A 19744-nucleotide genomic window follows, 5' to 3' on the forward strand; every position below is an offset into this window, starting at 1 on the left:
ATATCAAATAAATTATCTGGTATGGTCTTCAACTATAGAATAATTTTTCCAATTTATATATTTTAACATGAGATGCATTACAGGAGAATAGTACAGGTCATTTTAAAATAGAACATAAAAAAACTTACAGGAATCCTCCTGTAAGTTTTTTCGATTAATTTCATTGAATCATTATTTAGAAATCATCCCATGCGGGTCAATCACAAATTTCTTCGCCACACCCGAATCAAAGTCGCTGTATCCTTGAGGAGCTTGATCAAGGTTAATGACGGTCGCATTTACCGCTTTGGCGATTTGTGCTCTTCCGCTTAAAATGGATTTCATTAGACTGCGGTGATATTGCATGACAGGGGTTTGACCTGTCACAAAGGTATGGGCTTTTGCCCAGCCAAGTCCAATTCGCACTTTCAGAGAACCAACTTTTGCATCAGCATCCACGGCACCTGGGTCTTCTGTGACGTAAAGCCCTGGGATTCCGAGCTTACCGCCAACTTTGGTAATATCCATAATTGTATTTAGAACGGTTGCAGGTGCTTCTCCTTGATCTCCATGACCTGAAGCTTCAAAGCCGACACAATCGACGGCACAGTCAACTTCTGGCTCTCCTAAGATATTCGTGATTTGTTCGCCGATTCGATCATGTTTTCGTAAATTGATCGTCTCACAGCCAAAGCTTCTGGCCTGCTCCAGCCTTTGTTCATTCAAATCACCGACAATTACCGCAGAGGCGCCAAGGAGCTGAGCGGAATGTGCTGCGGCAAGACCTACTGGCCCGGCACCAGCAATATATACAGTCGAACCAGGCTTTACTCCAGCCGTATAAACACCGTGAAAACCTGTCGGGAAAATATCGGAAAGCATCGTCAGATCAAGTATTTTCTCCATCGCTTGATCTTTGTCTGGAAATTTGAGCAGCTGAAAATCTGCATATGGGACCATGACGTACTCGGATTGGCCGCCAACCCATCCGCCCATATCGACGTATCCATAGGCAGAGCCTGGACGGTCCGGGTTTACATTTAAGCACACATGAGTTTTTTGTTCCTTGCACATGACGCAGCGTCCACAAGCAATATTAAATGGAACGGACACAAGGTCTCCTTTTTGAATAAACTCCACATCTCGTCCAACCTCAACGACTTCACCTGTAATTTCATGACCAAGGACTAGTCCTGCAGGCGCAGTGGTACGCCCTCTCACCATGTGCTGGTCACTTCCGCAAATATTCGTCGTCACTACTTTTAAAATGACGCCATGCTCACATTTGCGCCCCACATTGGCTTTCGGTACACCCGGGCCATCTCTTAAAATCAAATCAGGGTATCCAATATCCTCAACTGCTACATTTCCTGCTCCTTTATAAACGACACCTTTGTTTCCCGACATGTTTTCATTCCTCCCTTTTTGTTTAAAAATGAAGTCTCTACAATTTTCTCTATTTATGAAGCAATTCCCTGCTTCAAATGGCACAATGGATGAAAAAAAAAGCGAAGAATGTCTATCACGGAGAGAAAAATGTATCTTCCAGTCAAATAAAAAAGAAAATATTGAAAAAAAAGCTAAACTTTTGAAGAACGGTGTCGATATAAGAAATAAGCCAGACAGGTATCCTTAATCGACAAACAAATTCCTTATATATACTATCATTCCTTACACACCTGGCTGGCGCCTACATAACATTGAAAAGACTCTTCTGATGAAGAGTCTTTTTTAACTTTGCGTCCCATCAATCACGGATACAATTGTAAGCAAAGAGGCTCCTCTGACGAAGAGCCTCTTTTTAAACGCTTGTTCATTACCTGGGAAATATTTTCATCATTTTAAAGCTTTGATACAGATGTATGTATCATAGTGATAAACCGAAACTTCTCTAAAGTGATACGCTGAAAATAGGCGGCTGATCTCTTGTTCACTATACGATGAAAAAGATTGTGACCGTTTTTGTTCCTTCATCAGTTCCTGCTGTTGGAAAGATAAGAATACTTCTCCATCCACTTGAAGGACGCGGTACACTTCCTTCATGACCTGTTCAATATCCTTCAAGTAATAGATGGTCTGTACCGTAAATAATTTATTGAAGGATCTGTCTTCAAAAGGTAAATGCTCAGCTTTACCAAGAGTCACGACGGCTTTATCCTGTTCTACAAGCTTCTTATGTTTTCTTTTTGCATATTTGATCATATGACGAGAGGCATCCACTCCATATACTTTACCGCGATCAAGTTTTTCTGCTACCTTCGATAATGTCATGCCTCTTCCAGTTCCGATTTCTAAAATCCGGTCGTTTTCTTGTATATTTAAGAGTTGAATCGTCCATTCATTGATATTATGATGATTTTTTTCCATATAGCGGGCAACCCATTTTGAGAACAAGCCTTTTGGTTCCCTCATTTGTTTTCCAATCCAGCTTTGAATCAATGTTAACACCTGCTTTGCACCAGTAAATAAAACTATTTACGAATTTTCTTACTTTTCATATCGGCTCTCGCCTAACAAAGTTTAAGACCTAGTCCTAATTAGTTGTCATTGATTAGACGGCACCTTTTCAGAAAATGTTTCGCAGAACTTTAAAAAATTTTGATCTGAATAGGCGTTTTCATTAATTGTGCTCAGATTGATTTCGTTTTCTGCATGAGCTGCATATTTTATGAATGTATCTTGATTAGATAAAGGTGGTGCTAGATTATGGGCTTTGGTGGCGGTTATTCTGGAGACTGCGGTGGTTACGGTGGCGGTTTTGCAGGCGGATTCGCATTGCTTGTTGTACTGTTCATTTTGTTGATCATCATCGGTGCAAGCTGGATTTACTAATGTAAAAGGAGCAGGAAACGTATTGTTTCCTGCTCCTTTTCTTTAATACCAATAAGTTGGATAATTGTAATTGTACATATAGCGTCTAAGCATTTCTTGTTGCTCTCTTTGCATTCGGTATGGATTGCCGTACCCGTGCTTTAAGGAATGCGGAATGGACGTATACCCGTGCCCCACTGACGGAAACCTCATATATGGTGACATCGACATTCATTGATCACCTCACAATCTCCTTTTACGGATATCATATGTGCAGGTGATCAATGTGGAGCGTGTCTAAACCTGGTCCTTCTCCCTAGTATAACAATCAAGCATTGCAAGCATCATAAACATGTCAATCTCCTCCTTTTCCAATTTTTCTTTTCCTGTTTTAGTTCATATACTTTAGTTGTTTCTGCTTCATTTCTTCATAAATTGTTTCGACTTGTTGTTCATAAAGAACGGTCTCAATGTCTTTGTATTTACGCTGAATCGTCAATGTAATAAAGAATAAATGGATTGTCATATACGCTCACCTCCCTTCAGTTCGCAGCATGCGAAATAGCCCGCAGATCTTCTTTATCAGTTGACCTGCGGGCACACAAAAATGCAGATCAAAAGACAATGTCTTCCAACCTGCAATGGATGATGCGTGAAATCCTCGTTTACTTAAACAGTTTTGAAGCGTGCACCGTATAAGGTAAAGGAAGGACACGAGCTCTTCCACAGGCTGATGACATGATGAAATTGTTGGTTGAATTGATCACAAGTAGATACGAATAACATATTCTTCAGCCTCCTTTACGTTTTTAATTACTTTGTAAGTATATCCAGCAAGCACCATTTTGTAAACCTGTTTTTAGTAATATAGATGATTTTTGTGTTTTTGACTAAATTTCTACAGTTATTCTTGTCCGTTTGTCCAATACAATCAAAAAAGCCCCCTCACGTATATGAGGAGACTTTTCGAATTAATCTTCATCTAGTTCTTGCAGTTTCTTTTGAAAAAAGATCGCGCGTCTGACACAAAGAAAAGCTGCTAATAAGAAAACACAATCAATTCCCATCATCAGCATTTTTGGAGATGCTTCGATGTGCTGGTTCGGTATGATCGTACCAATATATAAAAAGGTGCTGACAGCAAGCAAAATAAAAGCGTACTGCTTGTAATCTGTCACTAAACCACTCCACTTTTTCTTCACTTGAATCACCTTCCTGTTTAACATGTCTATTGATAGCTTAACATAGTAAAAGAAAGGTAGTGGCATGTAAATCTATCCATTCACTAGTGCGTTTAGTCCTTGCTTCATATCATTCAGTAAATCATCCACATCTTCAATCCCAACGGATATACGAATTAAACCATCAGTGATGCCAAGCTCCTCCCGGCGGTCTTTCGGAATGGACGCATGAGTCATTCGAGCAGGAACAGAGATTAAGCTTTCAACCGCTCCAAGGCTTTCTGCGATTGTAAACAGCTTAAGCTGGCTTAAAAACACATCGACATGTTCTTCTTTTCCAATATCAAAAGAGATCATTCCGCCGAAGCCTGATGCTTGCGTTTTCGCAAGTTCATGTCCAGGGTGAGCACCAAGACCTGGGTAATAAACACGTGTGACCGCTGGATGTTGTTCTAGAAACTCAGCGATTTTCTGCGCATTTTGTTGATGTGCTTCCATTCTTAGTCCAAGCGTTTTGATCCCTCTCATGAGAAGCCATGAATCCTGCGGTCCAAGAATTCCACCTGTAGAATTTTGAACAAAATGAAGTTCTTCTCCAAGCTCTTTCGTCGCTGTTACAACAAGCCCGCCTACGACATCACTGTGGCCGCCTAAATATTTAGTGGCACTATGGAGGACAATGTCCGCCCCATATTCAATCGGTTTTTGGAAATAAGGTGTAAAAAATGTATTATCAACAATCATTAAGATGTTGGCTTCTTTTGTCAATTGGCCGATCGCTTTGAGATCAGTCATTTTCAGTAAAGGATTGGTTGGTGATTCAATGTAAACCGCTTTTGTTTCGGGTAAAATTGCTTTTTTCACCGCTTCAGGATCACTTGTGTCCACGAAGGTCGCATGAATGCCAATACGGTTTAGTACCTTTGTAATGACGCGGTAGGTTCCGCCGTACACGTCATCTGTCAGGACAATATGATCTCCGCTGTTAAACAGCATCATGACTGCCGTAATGGCAGCCATCCCTGAACCGAATGCGTAGCCGTTTGCTCCCCCTTCAAGATCACGTATGATGGTTTCAAGTGCCGTTCTTGTTGGATTCGCTGTTCTAGAATATTCATACCCTGTATGTTCGCCTGCTTTCGGCTGCTTATAAGTGCTCACTTGGTATATCGGAACAGACACAGCGCCCGTTTTTTCATCACCAGTTGTTCCGCTGTGTATCATCATTGTTTTTGGTTTCATTCTATTTTCCTCCCTCATAAATTCCTTTGCTTAAATAGCGTTCACTGCTGTCAGGAAAAATGGTGACAATGACTGTCCCAGGTGCTGCCTTCTTTGCTTCCTCTAAAGCGGCATATAATGCGGCACCTGAAGAGCTTCCAATGAGAACGCCTTCTTTTTCAGCAGCTTCTTTCACCATTTGGAAAGCATCATCATCACTGACCGTGTAAATCTCATCGAATAAAGCAGATTCCATATAATCTGGGATAAATTCAAGGCCGATTCCTTCCGTTCTATGCGGGCCCGGATCTCCTCCATTTAAAATCGATCCTTCAGGTTCGACAACAATTGTTTTTAACGCCGGGTGCTGCTCTTTTAAATAGGCAGCACACCCTTGAAAAGTTCCTCCAGATCCCGCTCCTGCCACAAACACATCGATGTTTCCTTGTAGGTCGGACCATAACTCTGGGCCAAGCGTTTTATAGTAAGTCAATGGATTTACTTGGTTTTTAAATTGTAAAACGCAATAGGCATTGTCAATGCTTGCCTCTAGTTCAAGGGCTCGATCAATCGCACCTTTCATGCCCTCTTTTCTTGGTGTATGATTAATCTCTGCACCGAGCGCCTTCATTAGCTGTTGTTTTTCTTGACTAAAATGTTCTGGTACGCAAAAAATGGTCCGCAATTGATGCTTTCTCGCACTGAGGGCAAGCCCAATTCCTGTGTTTCCAGCAGTTGCTTCAATGATGGTTCCGCCTGGACGCAATTTGCCAGATGCCAATGCTTCTCTTATGAGCATATCACCTAAACGATCTTTAATACTTCCACCCGGATTCATCATTTCAAGTTTTGCATACACCTCTACACCATCTGGGATGCCAATCCCTGACAGCTTTAAAAGCGGTGTGCGGCCAATTAATTCTGTAATATCCTTTATGACAGCCATATGATTCCCTTCCTTTGTATGGAAAAGAAGGGGGAACCCCCTTCTTTTATTGAGTTTGCTTTATCATACGCAAGACAAGGTCGGTTGAGTGAATCGCTGCTTGCTCAAGAAATTGATCAAAGGAGACATTGGATTCTTTCCCTGCAATATCAGATAGCGCTCGAACGACAACAAATGGCGTTCCAAAGAGCTGGCAAACTTGTGCAACAGCTGCGGCTTCCATTTCCACCGCATATAGTTCTGGAAACTTCTCTCTCACAAACGCTACACGATCCGGATCATTCATAAACGAATCTCCTGTTGCAATTGTTCCTTTTGCCACTTGAATATGATCGATCTCTAAAGCCGATTCCTCTGCCAGCTTCACAAGCTTTTCGTCTGCAGCGAAAGCAGCTGGCAACCCTGGTACTTGTCCGTATTCGTAATCAAAGATTGTCACATCCACATCATGATGTCGAACATCAGTAGAAATGACAATATCCCCTACATTTAATGTGTGATGGAAACCGCCAGCAGATCCTGTATTGATCACATAATCCGGCTGAAAGCGGTCAAGCAGAAGTGTTGTGCTGACCGCTGCATTTACTTTTCCAATCCCTGATTTTAATAAAATCACTTCTTTATCTTCATAAACACCTGTTGTGAATTCACACCCAGCGATGTTTTCTTGTGTAGCATTCTTTAGTTGATCTCTTAATATTGTCACTTCTTCTTCCATTGCACCTATGACTGCGATTTTCAAATCAAAAACATCCTTTCATTCCCTTTTCTTCGCTTCTACGATCCAAACAAAATCATTCATTTGATGAAAGGACGTGCTAAAACCTTCTTCTTCAAAGATTTGCTTTAGCACATCAATGGATGGATAATATTCCGTTTCTAAATCCTCAGCAAGCTGATCGAATCCTGCGGCTTTCGCTTTGTCGATTTCCGCTTGATGTGCTGCTTGATTTTGAAACATTGTATCAGCAAAGACTATTTTACCATCTGAGTGAAGGATGTTGCTATAGGTGTGAATGGCTTGTTTTTTTTCTTCGTCCGTTAAATGGTGGAAAGCATATGAACTGACAATCGTATCCGGCTCAAATGGCGGCGCTGGAAATGATAAAAAATCCCCATCATGAAATACATCGGGTACTCCCTTTTGAAGAGCCGCTTTCTTCATGGCGTCTGATGGTTCAACGCCAAACACGTTCTTATCAGCTGCGAGCAGTGCCACTGTTAGATTCCCCGTGCCGCTTCCAAACTCAAGAACATATTGACCTGCACGGCGAGTAATTTCTTTTAAAATGGCCGGATACCGGCGAAACACTTCTTCATACTGCTCATCATGACCACTTACCGTGTCGTCATAAGAGTCAGCCCAATGATCAAATAAAGAAAGAAACTCACGTCCCATTTTCTTTCCCTCCACTTTATCTATTTATTCCTATGCGTATAGTATGTTTTAATGCGTCGAACAGTTCCTATCCTACCACATCTTCTGTTTCTTTCCTACTAAAAAATACTGGGAGGGGTAGAAAAATATTTGCCCTTTTAGAGGAGAGAGATTAAGATGAATGAAGAGCATGGAGGGGTGAATCAAATGGATTTTCAGTTGGATTTTCTAAAGGATAAAATTGAATTCTTTGAAGCATCGTCTTTAAAAGAACTTGAACAAAAGATCCAAAAACAAATTGAACATAATCAGGCAATCTTGCTGACTGTTCATTCTGTCAGTCATCAAACGACTGTGATTGATGACCGGATTTTGTATACAGCGGTTGTTCATTTTAAGGCGAATATCTAAATAAAAAAGATAGCATATCTGCTATCTTTTTTTCATGTTTATTTTAATTTTTCAACCTTTACAGGTTTCCAGCCTTTTTCATCTACCCATGTGATTTCCACGCGGTAGCGTTCACCTGATGATTTTTCACGGATGGTTCCCTTTGCATCTTGAGGACCTCCGTTATTTCCTAACCAAAGAACTGTCATTTGATCTTCTGAAATCCCCGTCGCATAGGACATGGCTTTGATCATTTCTTTCCAGTCTTTTGAGTTAGAATCATAGGTTGCTGTATGTGAACCGGATTGCTCTGTTCCTACAGGCTCCCAGTCATCGCTTTCATATGTTTTGTCTACGTCACTCGTTTTGCCGCCGTCTGTTTCTTTGGCGTCTTTTAACGCATCTTTATTAGGCTCTTCTTCATCATCTGTCTTCTTCGTATCGTCGTCTTGATCAGATGAGTCCTCTTTTTTTGCATCTGCATCATCGGATGTGTCTTTCTTTTGATCTTTCACATCTTCTTCTGATTTTTGTTTATTTTCACTTGTTGCAGGCGCCGTTTTAGATGGTGCATCCGCTACATCTGTGTCTTTCGGTTTATTAAAAATTAACAAACTCGATGCGACAACCAAAATAAGCACCACAACGATACCAATTAATATGTTAAGCACCATATTCGCCTTTCTGCGCTTATCACGATGTTCAAATCGAGAATTTCTACTCAAAATCTCTGCACTCCTTTGCCTCGTTCCCTAAGTCGTTACTATTCTAACATGACATGAAGGGATGTTCTATGTCTGTTTCTTTTCAATTTCATTGACCTTTTTTACAATATCATAAAACGCATCATTTGTCTTAGCCCGGCCACTTGCCTCATCAAGGTGAACAACGACAAGAGCATATTTTGGTTTTCCCACCGGAAAGTACCCAGCAAACCACTTATGATAAAGCGGATTCCCCTTTTTATCTTTACTGCCGGTTTGGGCAGTGCCTGATTTCCCCGCTACATCAAATGGAAGATCTTGAAACCTTCTTCCTGTTCCTTTGTCAGACGTCACCACCTGCCTTAAGTACTTTTGCAGCTTTTGAGCTGTATAGCGGTCAATACTGTCTCCTTCCGGTCGTTTGTTTTGAAAGGTTAGCATCGTTGTTCCGTTTTGATACAGCACTTTTTCAGCGATTTTCACTTCTTTTCGTTCTCCGCCTCTCGCAATCGATGCCATCATATTGGCGATTTGCAAAGGAGTCGTTTTGACATTTTTTTGTCCTATTGCGGTTTGGGCAATGGCTTTTTTGACATGCTTGTCTCTTTTATCTCCCCACACACTGCCGGTTTCTTCACGATCAAACTGTTTGAAATGCTGCTTATGATAGACATCCCCTTCCCAGCCAGCTCGATCAATGAGTCCAAGCTTTGCAGCCGTCTTTTCGATGATTTGATCATCTGTTTGGATAAGCTTGCCAGCAAGTGTCGCAAAGGTATAATTACAGCTCTGCGAAAAGCTCTCAGACAGATTCAGCACTTCCTGCGTTCCTTCTGGCTCTCCATATAAATTCTTTCGACAGTCATACATCGTTTGTGGCTGGTCGAGGTTTTTTTCGATTGCTGCGGCAAGTACAGCGGTTTTAAAGACAGAGCCTGGTGCCATGGCAGTCAGCATATAATTTCTTGCCTCATGCCGGTTTTTGCTTGTGACATTTGGCGTACTCGCCATCGCCAGCACGCTGCTGCTTTCAATGTCGAGCAGAACGGCCCCGCCTTTTTCGACGTCTTGTTCTTTCAGAACTTTCTCCATTTCAGCTTGCATGTTTTCATCAATTGTTGTTTGAACCTGAAGAGGATAAAATGAATGAGCCTCTGCTGTATATTTGACGTCCATTCCAAACAAAGGGTTTCCCCTTCCGTCCACATGATATAACAATTTTGTGTCTTGCTCGGGTAATAGAAATTCGTCAAAGGTACTTTCTAGCCCAAAAGTACCGATTTCTGTACGGATGGAAAGCTCTTTTTTGTCAGGATAACGCTTTCTGAGCAATTCTGGATTTTCACTCGTGAAGCCTAATGTGTGGAGGGCAAGTCTTTTTTTGTCCTTCTCTTTCATATATACGCCGTAAACACCTGAATATTTCATATCATTGATGTCTTTCAGCTTTTTTTTCGTGATGTCATCTTTGAGAATCAGAGGTTTTTTGGTTTCTGTCAGCTGTTTTTTGAGTTCATCTTCTTCCATCTCGAGAATAGAGGCGGTTTGTTTTAAATGAGGAAGATCATATTGCAGAAAAGGAAATAAGATAACCGCGGGCTGTTCTTTTGTGAGAAGCGCTTCGCCGTTTCGATCTAAAAATTCACCGCGGCCATCTGAAATGACCACTTCTTCTGTACGCTGTTTGACACTTTCTTGTATTAAATTGATATCAAGCTTTGAAAAAGATTCTGTGAAGAACAGTTGAATTTCTGCCAGTCTCATGAGAAGACCGAGAAGCAGCATAAAAATAATAGCACCTGTCCATTGAATTCTACGTTTTTTGCGCATAAAAACACCTCGTCCCTATTGTGGACGAGGTGTTTATCGTATAAACGTGATTATGAAATTTTTACAATTTGGACGAACATTTCTCCGCCAGGTGTTTGAACGGTTACTTTGTCGTCTACTTGTTTGCCTAACAGACTTTTTGCGATTGGTGAATCGTTTGAAATCTTTCCTTCGAACGGATCAGCTTCTGCACTTCCAACGATAGTGTAAGACTCTTCTTCTCCGTCTGGTAATTCAACGAATGTGACTGTTTTACCAAGTGAGACAATATTTGAGTTTCCTTCATCTTCGATAATTTTGGCATTGCGAATCATATTATCAAGCGTTGTGATACGCCCTTCTACAAACGCTTGCTCTTCTTTAGCAGAATCATATTCCGAGTTCTCAGAGAGGTCTCCAAAGCTTCTAGCAATTTTAATACGCTCTACAACCTCTTTACGTTTAACCGTTTTCAAATATTCAAGCTCTTCTTCTAATTTACGTTTTCCTTCTTCTGTCATTGGAAATACTTTCTCTTGTGCCATGAATCATTCACTCCTTCTATTAATCCTCATCATACAAACTTTCTGCACGTGAGTGACGACTGAAATATACAAGAATGAGGACTTCTTCAGGCCCTCATTCCTTCTGTCCCATATTTGTAAAAGTCCATCTTACATGGCGTCCCTTTTAGATGCAACTATTATGCCTTTTTTCAGACAGAACCACTCTCAGTGGTCTAAAGATGATCTATCTTCATCGCACAAACTGTGGAAAGGCACAGGAAGCTCCTGTACCTCGTTCGCCATTTCGATCATATGTAGAAGAATAGCTTATCCATTCTCCATCTTCCAATACATAATATGGTCAGTGTACGATATGTCTATGCTATATTATTACAAAATTGCTTTTTGATCAAGAATTGTTTGAAAATTTGTGATGATTTGTTTGTCGTTTTTTTAATATACTATTACAAAATCGAAACAACTTCAATATTCAGCTTGAAAACGGCATTTTTCTACATCTATTTCACATCATTGTTTTCCTATCATACCAAATCTTTCATTCAAGGTGTTCCTTCTAAAAATATTTAAGCAGCTTCTACTTATAGAAACAAGTGAAATATTGGTATTTATTCTCTTTATCATGATGTTGAAAAGACCTTTACAATGTAAAGGTCTTTTTCTTCTCCACCATTTACTCTGCTCGGTTTTGAAGAATCGTTTGAATTTTTGTCACCATTAGGTCAATCGCCACATGGTTTTGGCCGCCTTCTGGGATGATGATATCGGCGTATCGCTTTGTCGGTTCAATGAATTGATTATGCATTGGTCTGACAACAGATACATACTGTTCAATCACAGAATCGATTGAACGGCCTCTTTCTTTTGTATCGCGTAAAATGCGGCGAATGATGCGAAGGTCTGCATCTGTATCAACATACAGTTTAATATCCATTAAGTCTCTCAGACGTTCATCTTCTAGTGCAAAGATGCCTTCAACGATGATGACATCCTTTGGTTCAACATGGACAGTCTCTTCTGAACGTGTGTTTAGCTTGAAATCATATATTGGTTTTTCAATGGATTCGTACCTTAGGAGCTGTTCCAAATGCTCAAACATCAGGTCATTGTCGAATGCAAGCGGATGATCATAATTCGTAAGCAAGCGCTCTTCAAATGGCATATGACTTTGATTTTTGTAATATAAATCTTGCTGAAGCATGAGGATGGAATGTCCTTTAAATTTTTCATAGATCGAATTGGTGACGCTCGTTTTACCTGAACCCGAGCCGCCAGCAATTCCAATGACAACTGGTTTACTCCTCATGTGCCTGTTATTTCCCCTTTCTCATCATGTTGCTAGGGTATACTTTTTGATCGAGCTTGAATTTTACGATTTGCAGCGGATGACGAGCGGCATCTAGTTCATTTCCTTTTTCATCCCAAATCGTCTCAATTTTGCATGTGAAATTCTCAATTTCTGGTCCGAAAAATTCGACTTCATCGCCAGCTTTAAAGAAGTTGCGCTGCTGCAATGTGACGATTTGTTCTTTTTCATCATAATGAAGAACGAGACCTGCGAAATCAAATGTCGTTTTCTTTCCATGAATGCCAAACATTTGTTCATCCGTTCCTGGTACACCTTCGAAAAAGGCTGGCGCTGTGTCACGGTTTGCGCATTTATCTAGTTCATCTAACCATTCCTGCTGAATGACAAAATTGTCCGGGTCAGCACAATAGGCGTCAATGACTTTGCGATATACACTCACGACAGTTGCCACATAATGAATTGATTTCATTCGCCCTTCGATTTTCAAGCTGTCAATTCCCATTTCGATCATTTGAGGAATGGATTCGACAAGCTTTAAGTCTTTTGGACTCATCGCAAATGGTGCGTCTTCCTCTCCAAACAATGGCGCTTCCTCAGAACCTTCTAGTTTATAAAGATCATAATCCCAGCGGCAGGACTGGCAGCAGCCTCCGCGGTTAGAATCTCTTGCCGTCATGTGGTTACTGAGCACGCAGCGGCCAGAGTAAGCAATACACATTGCACCGTGAATGAACGTTTCAATTTCAATATCGACCTTTTCTTTCATTTCTCTAATTTCCAGCGCACTTGTCTCGCGAGCAAGCACCACACGCTCAAGACCTTCTTCCTTCCAAAACTGAACAGCTTTCCAATTCGAAAGAGATTGCTGTGTGCTTAAATGGACTTCAAGCTTCGGGGCGACACGTTTACACGTTTCAATGATCAGCGGGTCAGCCACAATAATGCCCGCTACTCCAGCGCCTTCAATCCCTTGAAGGTATTCCTCAAGTCCGTCCATGTTTTCGTTGTGGGCAAAGATATTCGTTGTCACATAAATTCGTGCACCGTATTTGTTTGCAAATGCGACGCCTTCAGCCATTTCTTCAATTGAAAAGTTATCGGCATTTGAGCGAAGTCCAAATTCTTTCCCGCCAATAAAGACCGCGTCTGCTCCGTAATGTACAGCAATTTTCAGCTTTTCCAAGTTTCCTGCTGGTGCAAGCAGTTCTGGTTTTTTTGTAATGACACGTTTTCCATCAATTATTTCAGAAATACCATCTTTCAATAGTGCCATTTCCTCTGCCTCCTCTTATATTAATAAACCGTTTCTTTAAAGAAGAATCCTGTATCGATTGAACGGTTGACAGGCTGAATCTCTTCAATCCGCTCCACCCATTCATCTTTCTGATCTTCATAGGCTTCCTTATCAGTCACTAGTAAATCAATGGCTTTTCTATATAGTGACGTCACCTCTGTCATATAAGAAAGTGACTTTAAAATTCCGTCAATTTTAAATGAGTCAATGCCTGCGTCAACAAATTCTTCTAATTCGTCAATCATACACACATCATTAGGACTCATAATATGTGTGCCGTTTGCATCCTCGAAAATAGGGTATTTGTTTTGACGTTCCTGGTCATGAAGGAATAGTCCTTCCTCCATATTATTGCCTTCAACGTCCATTTGTTTGCCTTGGTATTCAAAGTAGTTGCCAATGAGCGTACGTTTCGATTGAAACATACATGTCATGCCATGAACTTGAATTTCGATTTCCACCTCAGCATTTTCTTTAATGTCGATTACACTGTCCATGTTCAGCTCTTTGGCAAGAACAGCACGCGTTGCGCCTTTTCTGCCCCAGTAGTTACAAGTGTAATAGTTTGTCCCAGTCGTTTCTGTACTCCAGTGGAGATTCAGGCTCACCCCAGTTTCCTTTGCGGCCATGATCACGGCTGGGTCTCCAAAGACGACGCCATCTACGTTTAATGCATCGAGAAAGGTTAAATAATCTCCAAGCAGCTGCACACGGTCATTATGAAAAATCGCGTTCATCGCCACATACACTTTTTTGTGATGCGCATGTGCCAGCTCAACCGTCTGTTTCACATCTTCTCTTGAAAACTCGCCTGCAAGACGAATACCGTATGTTTGTTCGCCTATGAAGAATGCATCAGCTCCCGCCTCGATTAATGGCAGTACGTCTGACACCTTGCTTGGCGTCACAAGCAATTCTGGTTTTTTCATGATTGGTCACCTCTTTTTGTACTAATGGCGATCCCGTCTCCAACTGGAATAATACACGTTTGGAAATCAGGGTTTGACATGAGCCATTGATTGTATCGATCAATTTTTCCAATTAATTGTTTTTTTCGTTTATCTTCAATTTCATCTTCATAGTTCGTTGCCACTAAGCCTTTGAATAATACGTTGTCTGTTATGATCATTCCGTCATGAGCAAGCATCGATTCAAACAGCTCAAAAAAACGTTTGTACTGCCCTTTTGCGGCATCAATAAAGATCACGTCATAGGGCGCCATCGTTTGGACCGTTTTAGCCGATTCCATGGCATCACCAAAGAACACGTGTATTCTTTCTTTTAACTTTAATTCCTCAATGTTCCGTGTCGCTTCTTCATAGCGTTTCGCATTTCGCTCAATCGTATAAATCTCAGCATCTGGCAGAGTTGTCGCCATTCGAATGGCGGAGTAGCCAATCGCTGTCCCAACCTCAAGAATTTTCTTCGGCTTTTTCATCGACAGCAGCTGCAGTAAAAGCTCGATGCTCACCTTTTCCATAATTGGCACATGGTGCTCTTTTGCGTATACCTCTAATTGAGCGATTGCATCAGGACTTGGGTGAATTAAATGTTCAATATAATCATTGATTTGATCATCTTCGATAGTCATTATTTGTCTAGCTCCTTCATGACCTGAAAAAGAAGAGTCCTGCCTATTGCAGCTCTCTTTCTCGTCAATCTTTCGTTCATCTAAGTAAAAACAACCCGATATATTTTACCACAAAGAAGTGGTAATTGCGAACCTATAAAATGGATATTTCAACGAAAAAAACTGCAGGCAATCTTGTATTGTCTACAGTCTTTTTCGATTCACATGTACATTAATTACTGCCTGTGATGTATTTTGCTTTCGCTTTGTTGTGCTCATTTAACGTTTTCGTAAAGACGACTTCTCCATTTTTCTTCGCAAGGAAATACACATAATCCGTTTTCTCTGGATGCAGTGCCGCTTTCCATGAAGATTCACCAGCATTTGCAATAGGTCCAGGCGGCAGCCCCTTGTTATTATACGTATTATAAGGAGATTTCACCTTAAGGTCTTTGTAATAAACGCGCGATTTATGCTCACCCAGTGCATAAAGAACGGTTGGGTCGGTTTGAAGCGGCATGTCCTTTTTCAACCGGTTATAAAATACACTGGAGATTTTTGCTCGATCCGTCTTTTCCGTCGCTTCCATTTCAATCAGTGATGCCATCGTTAACACATCATGTATGGACATGTTTGTCTTTTTCATGTCTTTTTCATACGTTTTCACGTATTGATCTGTTTGTTTAATCATTGTTTCAATGATCGTTTCGAGTGATTCATCCTCGCGATAAAATGGATACGTCGCAGGGAATAAATAACCTTCTAACGGATGTTTCACCTGTTTGCCATTTACCTGTGATGTCACCGTTTTCGGATATTTTTTCATTAACGTTTGAATAAACGCAGGATCATCAAGCTTTGCTTCCACTTCCTTGGCTGAAAAATGCGTCTGGTTTGCAATAATCGCCGCAATATCAGACAGCTGTTTTCCTTCTGGAATCACAAGCTGAAAGGCGTAGTCTGTCCCTCCAGATGTCAGCTTTTGAATCAGCTTGTCTGCGTCCATCGTTTGTTTTAAATGAAAATACCCCGCTTTAAATCCGGACGCATTTTTGTATTTTGCATAATAAGTGAAAATCGTGTCATTCGAAATGAGCCCATTTTCTTTTAAAATGCCCGCAATCTCACGGACAGATGTCCCATTTGGAATATGAATATTAATCGTTTGTTTGCTTTTTTGATCGACCGGTCCAAGTGCTGATTTAACATATAAAAAGCCTGATAATGCTGCAATGATGATGACAGCAAGAACAGATAACAGGACGATCCCCATTTTTCTTTTAAAAAATGGTCGTTTCTTTTGTTCTGAAAACATGCATGGCCCTCCTCACATCTAGCTTTTATAGTACATGATTCGACGGAGTTCGGCAATTACTTGCTCATGCATCTCATGACAGAACTTGACATAATACGGCTAAACCAACGCCGCCACCGCTTCCAATAGCAGCCATGACATAGCTTCCATTTGGTAAAGCGCGTGCTTCGTAAAATAGTCTCACCATCATAGCAGCTCCCGATGCGCTGTATGGATGACCAAGACAAAGTGCACCGCCTCTTTTATTGATCCGGTCATAAGGAATACCAAGCGTACGAGCAATCAACGCTATTTTCAGAGCAAAGGCTTCATTGATTTCAAACAGCGCTACATCCTCTGCCTTAATTTTCTCTTGATCTAGAAGTTTCTTGATCGCATCAATCGGCGCAGCAGCTGGAAAATGTGGATGCATCGCCGTCACAGCACTTCCAGCATATCGCAGCATCGGCTGAAAATCATTCGCCTCCGCTAACGCTCTTTCCATCACAACGACCGCTGCTGCCCCGTCTGCTTCTTTGCAGCTATTGGCGGCAGTCACAGTTCCCTTTCCCGGTGAAAATACAGGCTTTGCCCGCTGGATGAGCTTCTCCATCGGTCTTATTTTAGCGGCCGCTTCATCAATGCTCAGTCCGCTAATCGAAACAATTTCCTCTGAATATGTACCACGTTTGATTGAGTCTATACTTCTTTCCCAGCTTAATTGCGCATAATCATCTTGTTCTTTTCTTGTCACAGAAAATCTCGAGGCGGTCAGCTCTGCTGCTTCGCCCATAGCCGGATCTCCTATCCATTCAGGTGAAAAGCGGGCTCTTTCTTTCATTGGTGATCTGGAAATGCTCTCAGTCCCGCCAGCGATATACATTGAACCTTCCCCTGATTGAACCATGACGCAAGCTGTTCGGATTGCTTCAAGACCAGAGGCACACTGCCTATCAATCGTCATACCAGGAACGTGCAAAGAAAGCCCTGCTTCTAATGAGGACAGACGGGCCATATTTCCGCCGCCTCCTACAACATTGCCTAATATGACGTCGTCCGGCGTCATCCCTTGAGACAAATGCTGAATAAGGGGCGCGGCTAATTGCTCTGGACGATAATCCTTCAGCATCCCGTTTTTATCACCGAAGGGTGTCCGTTTTGCTTGTACGATTACTGCTTGCATGACAACTGCTCCTCCGCCCACTTTTTCATGCTGGCACGTGCTATTTTTCCCCCAGATGTTTCAATCATTTGATCAATGACAAGCCATTTTTTAGGCATCTTGTAGGCAGCCAATTTTTCTTTGACAGCTTGCCGAACCGTCTTTGTCTGCTGTCCTTCTTCAATAATGGCAACAGGAATTTCACCCCAATATGGGTCAGGAACGCCAACCACAATCGACCGCTTCACCTCGGGCTGTTCATTTAGCACGCGTTCAATTTCCTCCGGAAAAATATTCAGCCCCCCATAGACGATCATGCCATTCTCACGGCCGCTCATATACAAATAGCCGTCTTCATCCATCCAGCCCATATCATAAACTGTCAGCCACTCCTCCGGCGGTTTCACCTCATGTAAGTAGCCTGAAAAAGACATTGGGCTCTTCACATAAATTCTTCCTGTCTCATTTGGCTGGCAGACAGATTGATCGGCCCGCCTCACTTCAACTTGAATGGAAGAAAAGAGTCGTCCGACAGAAGAAGGTTTTTGCAGAAAGTCATTTGAAGATAAGTAGGAAACAAAGCTTAACTCTGATGTGCCGTAAAAATCAAAAAAAGTGACATGCGGATAGTTGGTGACAAGTTGTTTTTTTGATGAGATGCCCCAATCTGCTCCGGATGATATGACAAGAAGCGGGTTATCTCCCTCAAAAACATTAATTTGCAGTAACGATTCTGTCATTGTCGGGACAGTATACATAACAGTGATGTCTCCTGTCTCTAAAGCTTTCTTTGCTTTCACTGGCGTGAATTTTTCTAAAAGCGTCACTGTGCCGCCAAAGTATAGGGTACTGATGGCACCATATAAAAAGTGAGAGGATAAGAGTGTGCCTGCTATAAGAACATGATCTTGATGAGTGATTCCAAATGTAACCGCTGTCGTTCGAAAGCTTTCGATCCATGACTGCTGACGCCTGATAAAGGCTTTAGGTGAACCCGTTGATCCTGACGTAAATCCCATATAAAAGACAGGGTCGTTCTCGCTGTCGCTTTTGTTACCTTGTGTGATCAGGCTCATTCTTTCCTTCCATTCAGATAAAGAAAAAACCGGCATGTCTACGCTGTGTTTTTCAAATCTTTTCATATATCGATCCTCTATAATGACGAGAGCTGCCTCACTTAACAAGAGCTTTTCTACACATTCCTCATGGCCCCATCTCGGATCAAGCGGGATAGCTGTCCACCCTGCACAAGCAGCGCCAGCAAATATTTGCAAGAAAGAAGCACCATTTGATAATAAAAAAGCGACTCTTTTTTTCTCATGAGCCGTTCGTTGTAGCCATTGTGCCGATGTCTGGACACGTTCATACCACTCTTGATAAGTGACCCTTTCTTTTCCATCAATGATGGCGATATGATCTGGGTTCATTTCTGCATGTAATGCATAGCTATCCGTTATTCTGTTCAAACCGCACGCCTCCCTTTATGCACATCCCTTTTTCGATATGACATGGCCTCAATGATTTTCACCGTGAGAACGGCACACATGCCCGCTTTGATGAGATCACCTGGAATATAAATCAGACTAAGAAGAGCTGCCTGAGTGACCTTTATATCCATCATCATGGCTTGAAAAGGAATGCCGCATAGATACAAAATTCCAATACTGCATACCGCAAAGATCATAAAAAGACGCAGAGCGGTCACTTTTTTTAGTCGGTTCAGCCAAAAACTGATCATAAGAGCAGCCACTGGATAAGCTAATAAAAAACCTCCGCTTGGCCCAAAAAAGACTCCAATTCCGCCTCTCCCACCAGACAAAAGAGGTGCGCCTGCTGCCACAACCAAGAGGAACAGAAGTAAACTGATCAGTGCCTGTTTTGGTTTTAACAGCCCCCCAGCAAGCAAAAGACCTGCCGTTTGCAATGTGATTGGTACAGGTGTAAACGTAAGTAAAATCGGCGGGATCAACCCTAACATTCCGATAACCGCTGTCATTAACGCCATTTGCATCATATCTTGAATTTTCAACATTCATGCCCCTCACTCAATTCGTTATTAAAATTAGAGTAAAAGGTACAGCTTATTATGTCAACATAAAATAAAATAAAGTTAACATATTGATCGTAAAAAAAGACCTGTGAAGCAAGATCACCAAGATCCGTTCACAGGCC

General features: G+C 41.6%; 22 protein-coding genes. 2 read left to right on the forward strand and 20 right to left on the reverse strand.

What is annotated here, in order from left to right:
• Window positions 1-171: 171 nt before the first annotated feature.
• Together fdhA and C6Y06_RS11380 are read right to left on the reverse strand one after the other, a co-directional pair.
• Complete coding sequence (fdhA, locus tag C6Y06_RS11375; protein ID WP_106036908.1) at window positions 172-1386, reverse strand: formaldehyde dehydrogenase, glutathione-independent; 1215 nt, start codon at window positions 1384-1386, stop codon at window positions 172-174.
• A gap of 429 nt (window positions 1387-1815) precedes the next feature.
• Complete coding sequence (locus C6Y06_RS11380; RefSeq protein ID WP_065098495.1) at window positions 1816-2418, reverse strand: class I SAM-dependent methyltransferase; 603 nt, start codon at window positions 2416-2418, stop codon at window positions 1816-1818.
• Window positions 2419-2685: 267 nt separating this feature from the next.
• On the opposite strand from C6Y06_RS11380, the gene C6Y06_RS20630 reads away from it, so the two are divergent.
• Window positions 2686-2811, forward strand: a complete 126-nt coding sequence (locus C6Y06_RS20630; protein ID WP_080869492.1) for a YjcZ family sporulation protein — start codon at window positions 2686-2688, stop codon at window positions 2809-2811.
• Window positions 2812-2853: 42 nt separating this feature from the next.
• Here the strand turns inward: C6Y06_RS20630 and C6Y06_RS20085 are convergent, their stop codons facing one another.
• The 7 genes from C6Y06_RS20085 to C6Y06_RS11415 form a co-directional block, all read right to left on the reverse strand.
• Complete coding sequence (locus tag C6Y06_RS20085; RefSeq protein WP_212040727.1) at window positions 2854-3015, reverse strand: hypothetical protein; 162 nt, start codon at window positions 3013-3015, stop codon at window positions 2854-2856.
• Between the two features lie 166 nt (window positions 3016-3181).
• Window positions 3182-3316, reverse strand: a complete 135-nt coding sequence (locus C6Y06_RS11390) for a YrzI family small protein (protein ID WP_106036909.1) — start codon at window positions 3314-3316, stop codon at window positions 3182-3184.
• Window positions 3317-3761: 445 nt separating this feature from the next.
• Window positions 3762-3992 carry a YrhC family protein gene (locus C6Y06_RS11395; RefSeq protein ID WP_041815772.1) on the reverse strand — a complete coding sequence of 77 codons (231 nt, stop codon included), beginning with the start codon at window positions 3990-3992 and terminating at the stop codon, window positions 3762-3764.
• 72 nt (window positions 3993-4064) lie between these two features.
• A complete protein-coding gene (locus C6Y06_RS11400) occupies window positions 4065-5213 on the reverse strand; it encodes a bifunctional cystathionine gamma-lyase/homocysteine desulfhydrase (protein ID WP_106036910.1) in 1149 nt (382 codons plus the stop codon).
• Between the two features lies 1 nt (window position 5214).
• The gene (locus C6Y06_RS11405; RefSeq protein ID WP_106036911.1) at window positions 5215-6138 is read right to left on the reverse strand and encodes a PLP-dependent cysteine synthase family protein; all 924 of its coding nucleotides are present in this window, start codon (window positions 6136-6138) and stop codon (window positions 5215-5217) included.
• A 46-nt stretch (window positions 6139-6184) separates the two neighbouring features.
• On the reverse strand, window positions 6185-6880 hold the full coding sequence (mtnN, locus tag C6Y06_RS11410; RefSeq protein WP_034661478.1) for a 5'-methylthioadenosine/S-adenosylhomocysteine nucleosidase: 696 nt from the start codon (window positions 6878-6880) through the stop codon (window positions 6185-6187).
• Between the two features lie 15 nt (window positions 6881-6895).
• Window positions 6896-7537 (reverse strand): class I SAM-dependent DNA methyltransferase, encoded by a 642-nt coding sequence (locus C6Y06_RS11415; protein ID WP_106036912.1) that lies wholly within the window; start codon window positions 7535-7537, stop codon window positions 6896-6898.
• Between the two features lie 186 nt (window positions 7538-7723).
• On the opposite strand from C6Y06_RS11415, the gene C6Y06_RS11420 reads away from it, so the two are divergent.
• Complete coding sequence (locus tag C6Y06_RS11420; protein WP_034620637.1) at window positions 7724-7927, forward strand: YrzA family protein; 204 nt, start codon at window positions 7724-7726, stop codon at window positions 7925-7927.
• Window positions 7928-7965: 38 nt separating this feature from the next.
• Here C6Y06_RS11420 and C6Y06_RS11425 read toward each other — a convergent pair whose 3' ends face one another.
• From C6Y06_RS11425 to C6Y06_RS11475, 11 genes are all read right to left on the reverse strand, one after another.
• Window positions 7966-8631, reverse strand: a complete 666-nt coding sequence (locus C6Y06_RS11425; protein ID WP_106036914.1) for a YrrS family protein — start codon at window positions 8629-8631, stop codon at window positions 7966-7968.
• 66 nt (window positions 8632-8697) lie between these two features.
• Window positions 8698-10440, reverse strand: a complete 1743-nt coding sequence (locus tag C6Y06_RS11430; protein WP_106036915.1) for a peptidoglycan D,D-transpeptidase FtsI family protein — start codon at window positions 10438-10440, stop codon at window positions 8698-8700.
• Between the two features lie 50 nt (window positions 10441-10490).
• Entirely contained in the window at window positions 10491-10964 is a 474-nt protein-coding gene (gene greA / locus C6Y06_RS11435) for a transcription elongation factor GreA (protein WP_007501433.1), read from the reverse strand.
• A gap of 652 nt (window positions 10965-11616) precedes the next feature.
• On the reverse strand, window positions 11617-12249 hold the full coding sequence (udk, locus tag C6Y06_RS11440) for a uridine kinase (protein WP_024423106.1): 633 nt from the start codon (window positions 12247-12249) through the stop codon (window positions 11617-11619).
• A gap of 7 nt (window positions 12250-12256) precedes the next feature.
• Complete coding sequence (locus C6Y06_RS11445) at window positions 12257-13525, reverse strand: peptidase U32 family protein (RefSeq protein WP_066030609.1); 1269 nt, start codon at window positions 13523-13525, stop codon at window positions 12257-12259.
• Between the two features lie 20 nt (window positions 13526-13545).
• Window positions 13546-14475 (reverse strand): peptidase U32 family protein, encoded by a 930-nt coding sequence (locus tag C6Y06_RS11450; protein ID WP_106036916.1) that lies wholly within the window; start codon window positions 14473-14475, stop codon window positions 13546-13548.
• Window positions 14472-15137, reverse strand: a complete 666-nt coding sequence (locus C6Y06_RS11455; protein ID WP_106036917.1) for an O-methyltransferase — start codon at window positions 15135-15137, stop codon at window positions 14472-14474. Before C6Y06_RS11455 ends, C6Y06_RS11450 begins: the two co-directional genes overlap by 4 nt.
• Before the next feature lie 211 nt (window positions 15138-15348).
• The gene (gene mltG / locus C6Y06_RS11460) at window positions 15349-16431 is read right to left on the reverse strand and encodes an endolytic transglycosylase MltG (RefSeq protein ID WP_106036918.1); all 1083 of its coding nucleotides are present in this window, start codon (window positions 16429-16431) and stop codon (window positions 15349-15351) included.
• Window positions 16432-16504: 73 nt separating this feature from the next.
• Complete coding sequence (locus C6Y06_RS11465) at window positions 16505-17593, reverse strand: acetyl-CoA C-acyltransferase (protein ID WP_106031253.1); 1089 nt, start codon at window positions 17591-17593, stop codon at window positions 16505-16507.
• Window positions 17581-19038 (reverse strand): acyl-CoA synthetase, encoded by a 1458-nt coding sequence (locus tag C6Y06_RS11470; RefSeq protein WP_106036919.1) that lies wholly within the window; start codon window positions 19036-19038, stop codon window positions 17581-17583. The genes C6Y06_RS11465 and C6Y06_RS11470 overlap by 13 nt, the downstream gene beginning before the upstream one ends.
• Window positions 19035-19604, reverse strand: a complete 570-nt coding sequence (locus C6Y06_RS11475; RefSeq protein ID WP_223251059.1) for a biotin transporter BioY — start codon at window positions 19602-19604, stop codon at window positions 19035-19037. Before C6Y06_RS11475 ends, C6Y06_RS11470 begins: the two co-directional genes overlap by 4 nt.
• Window positions 19605-19744 lie beyond the last annotated feature (140 nt).

This window comes from Bacillus sp. MZGC1, from assembly GCF_002998605.1.
GTDB lineage: Bacteria > Bacillota > Bacilli > Bacillales > Bacillaceae > Bacillus.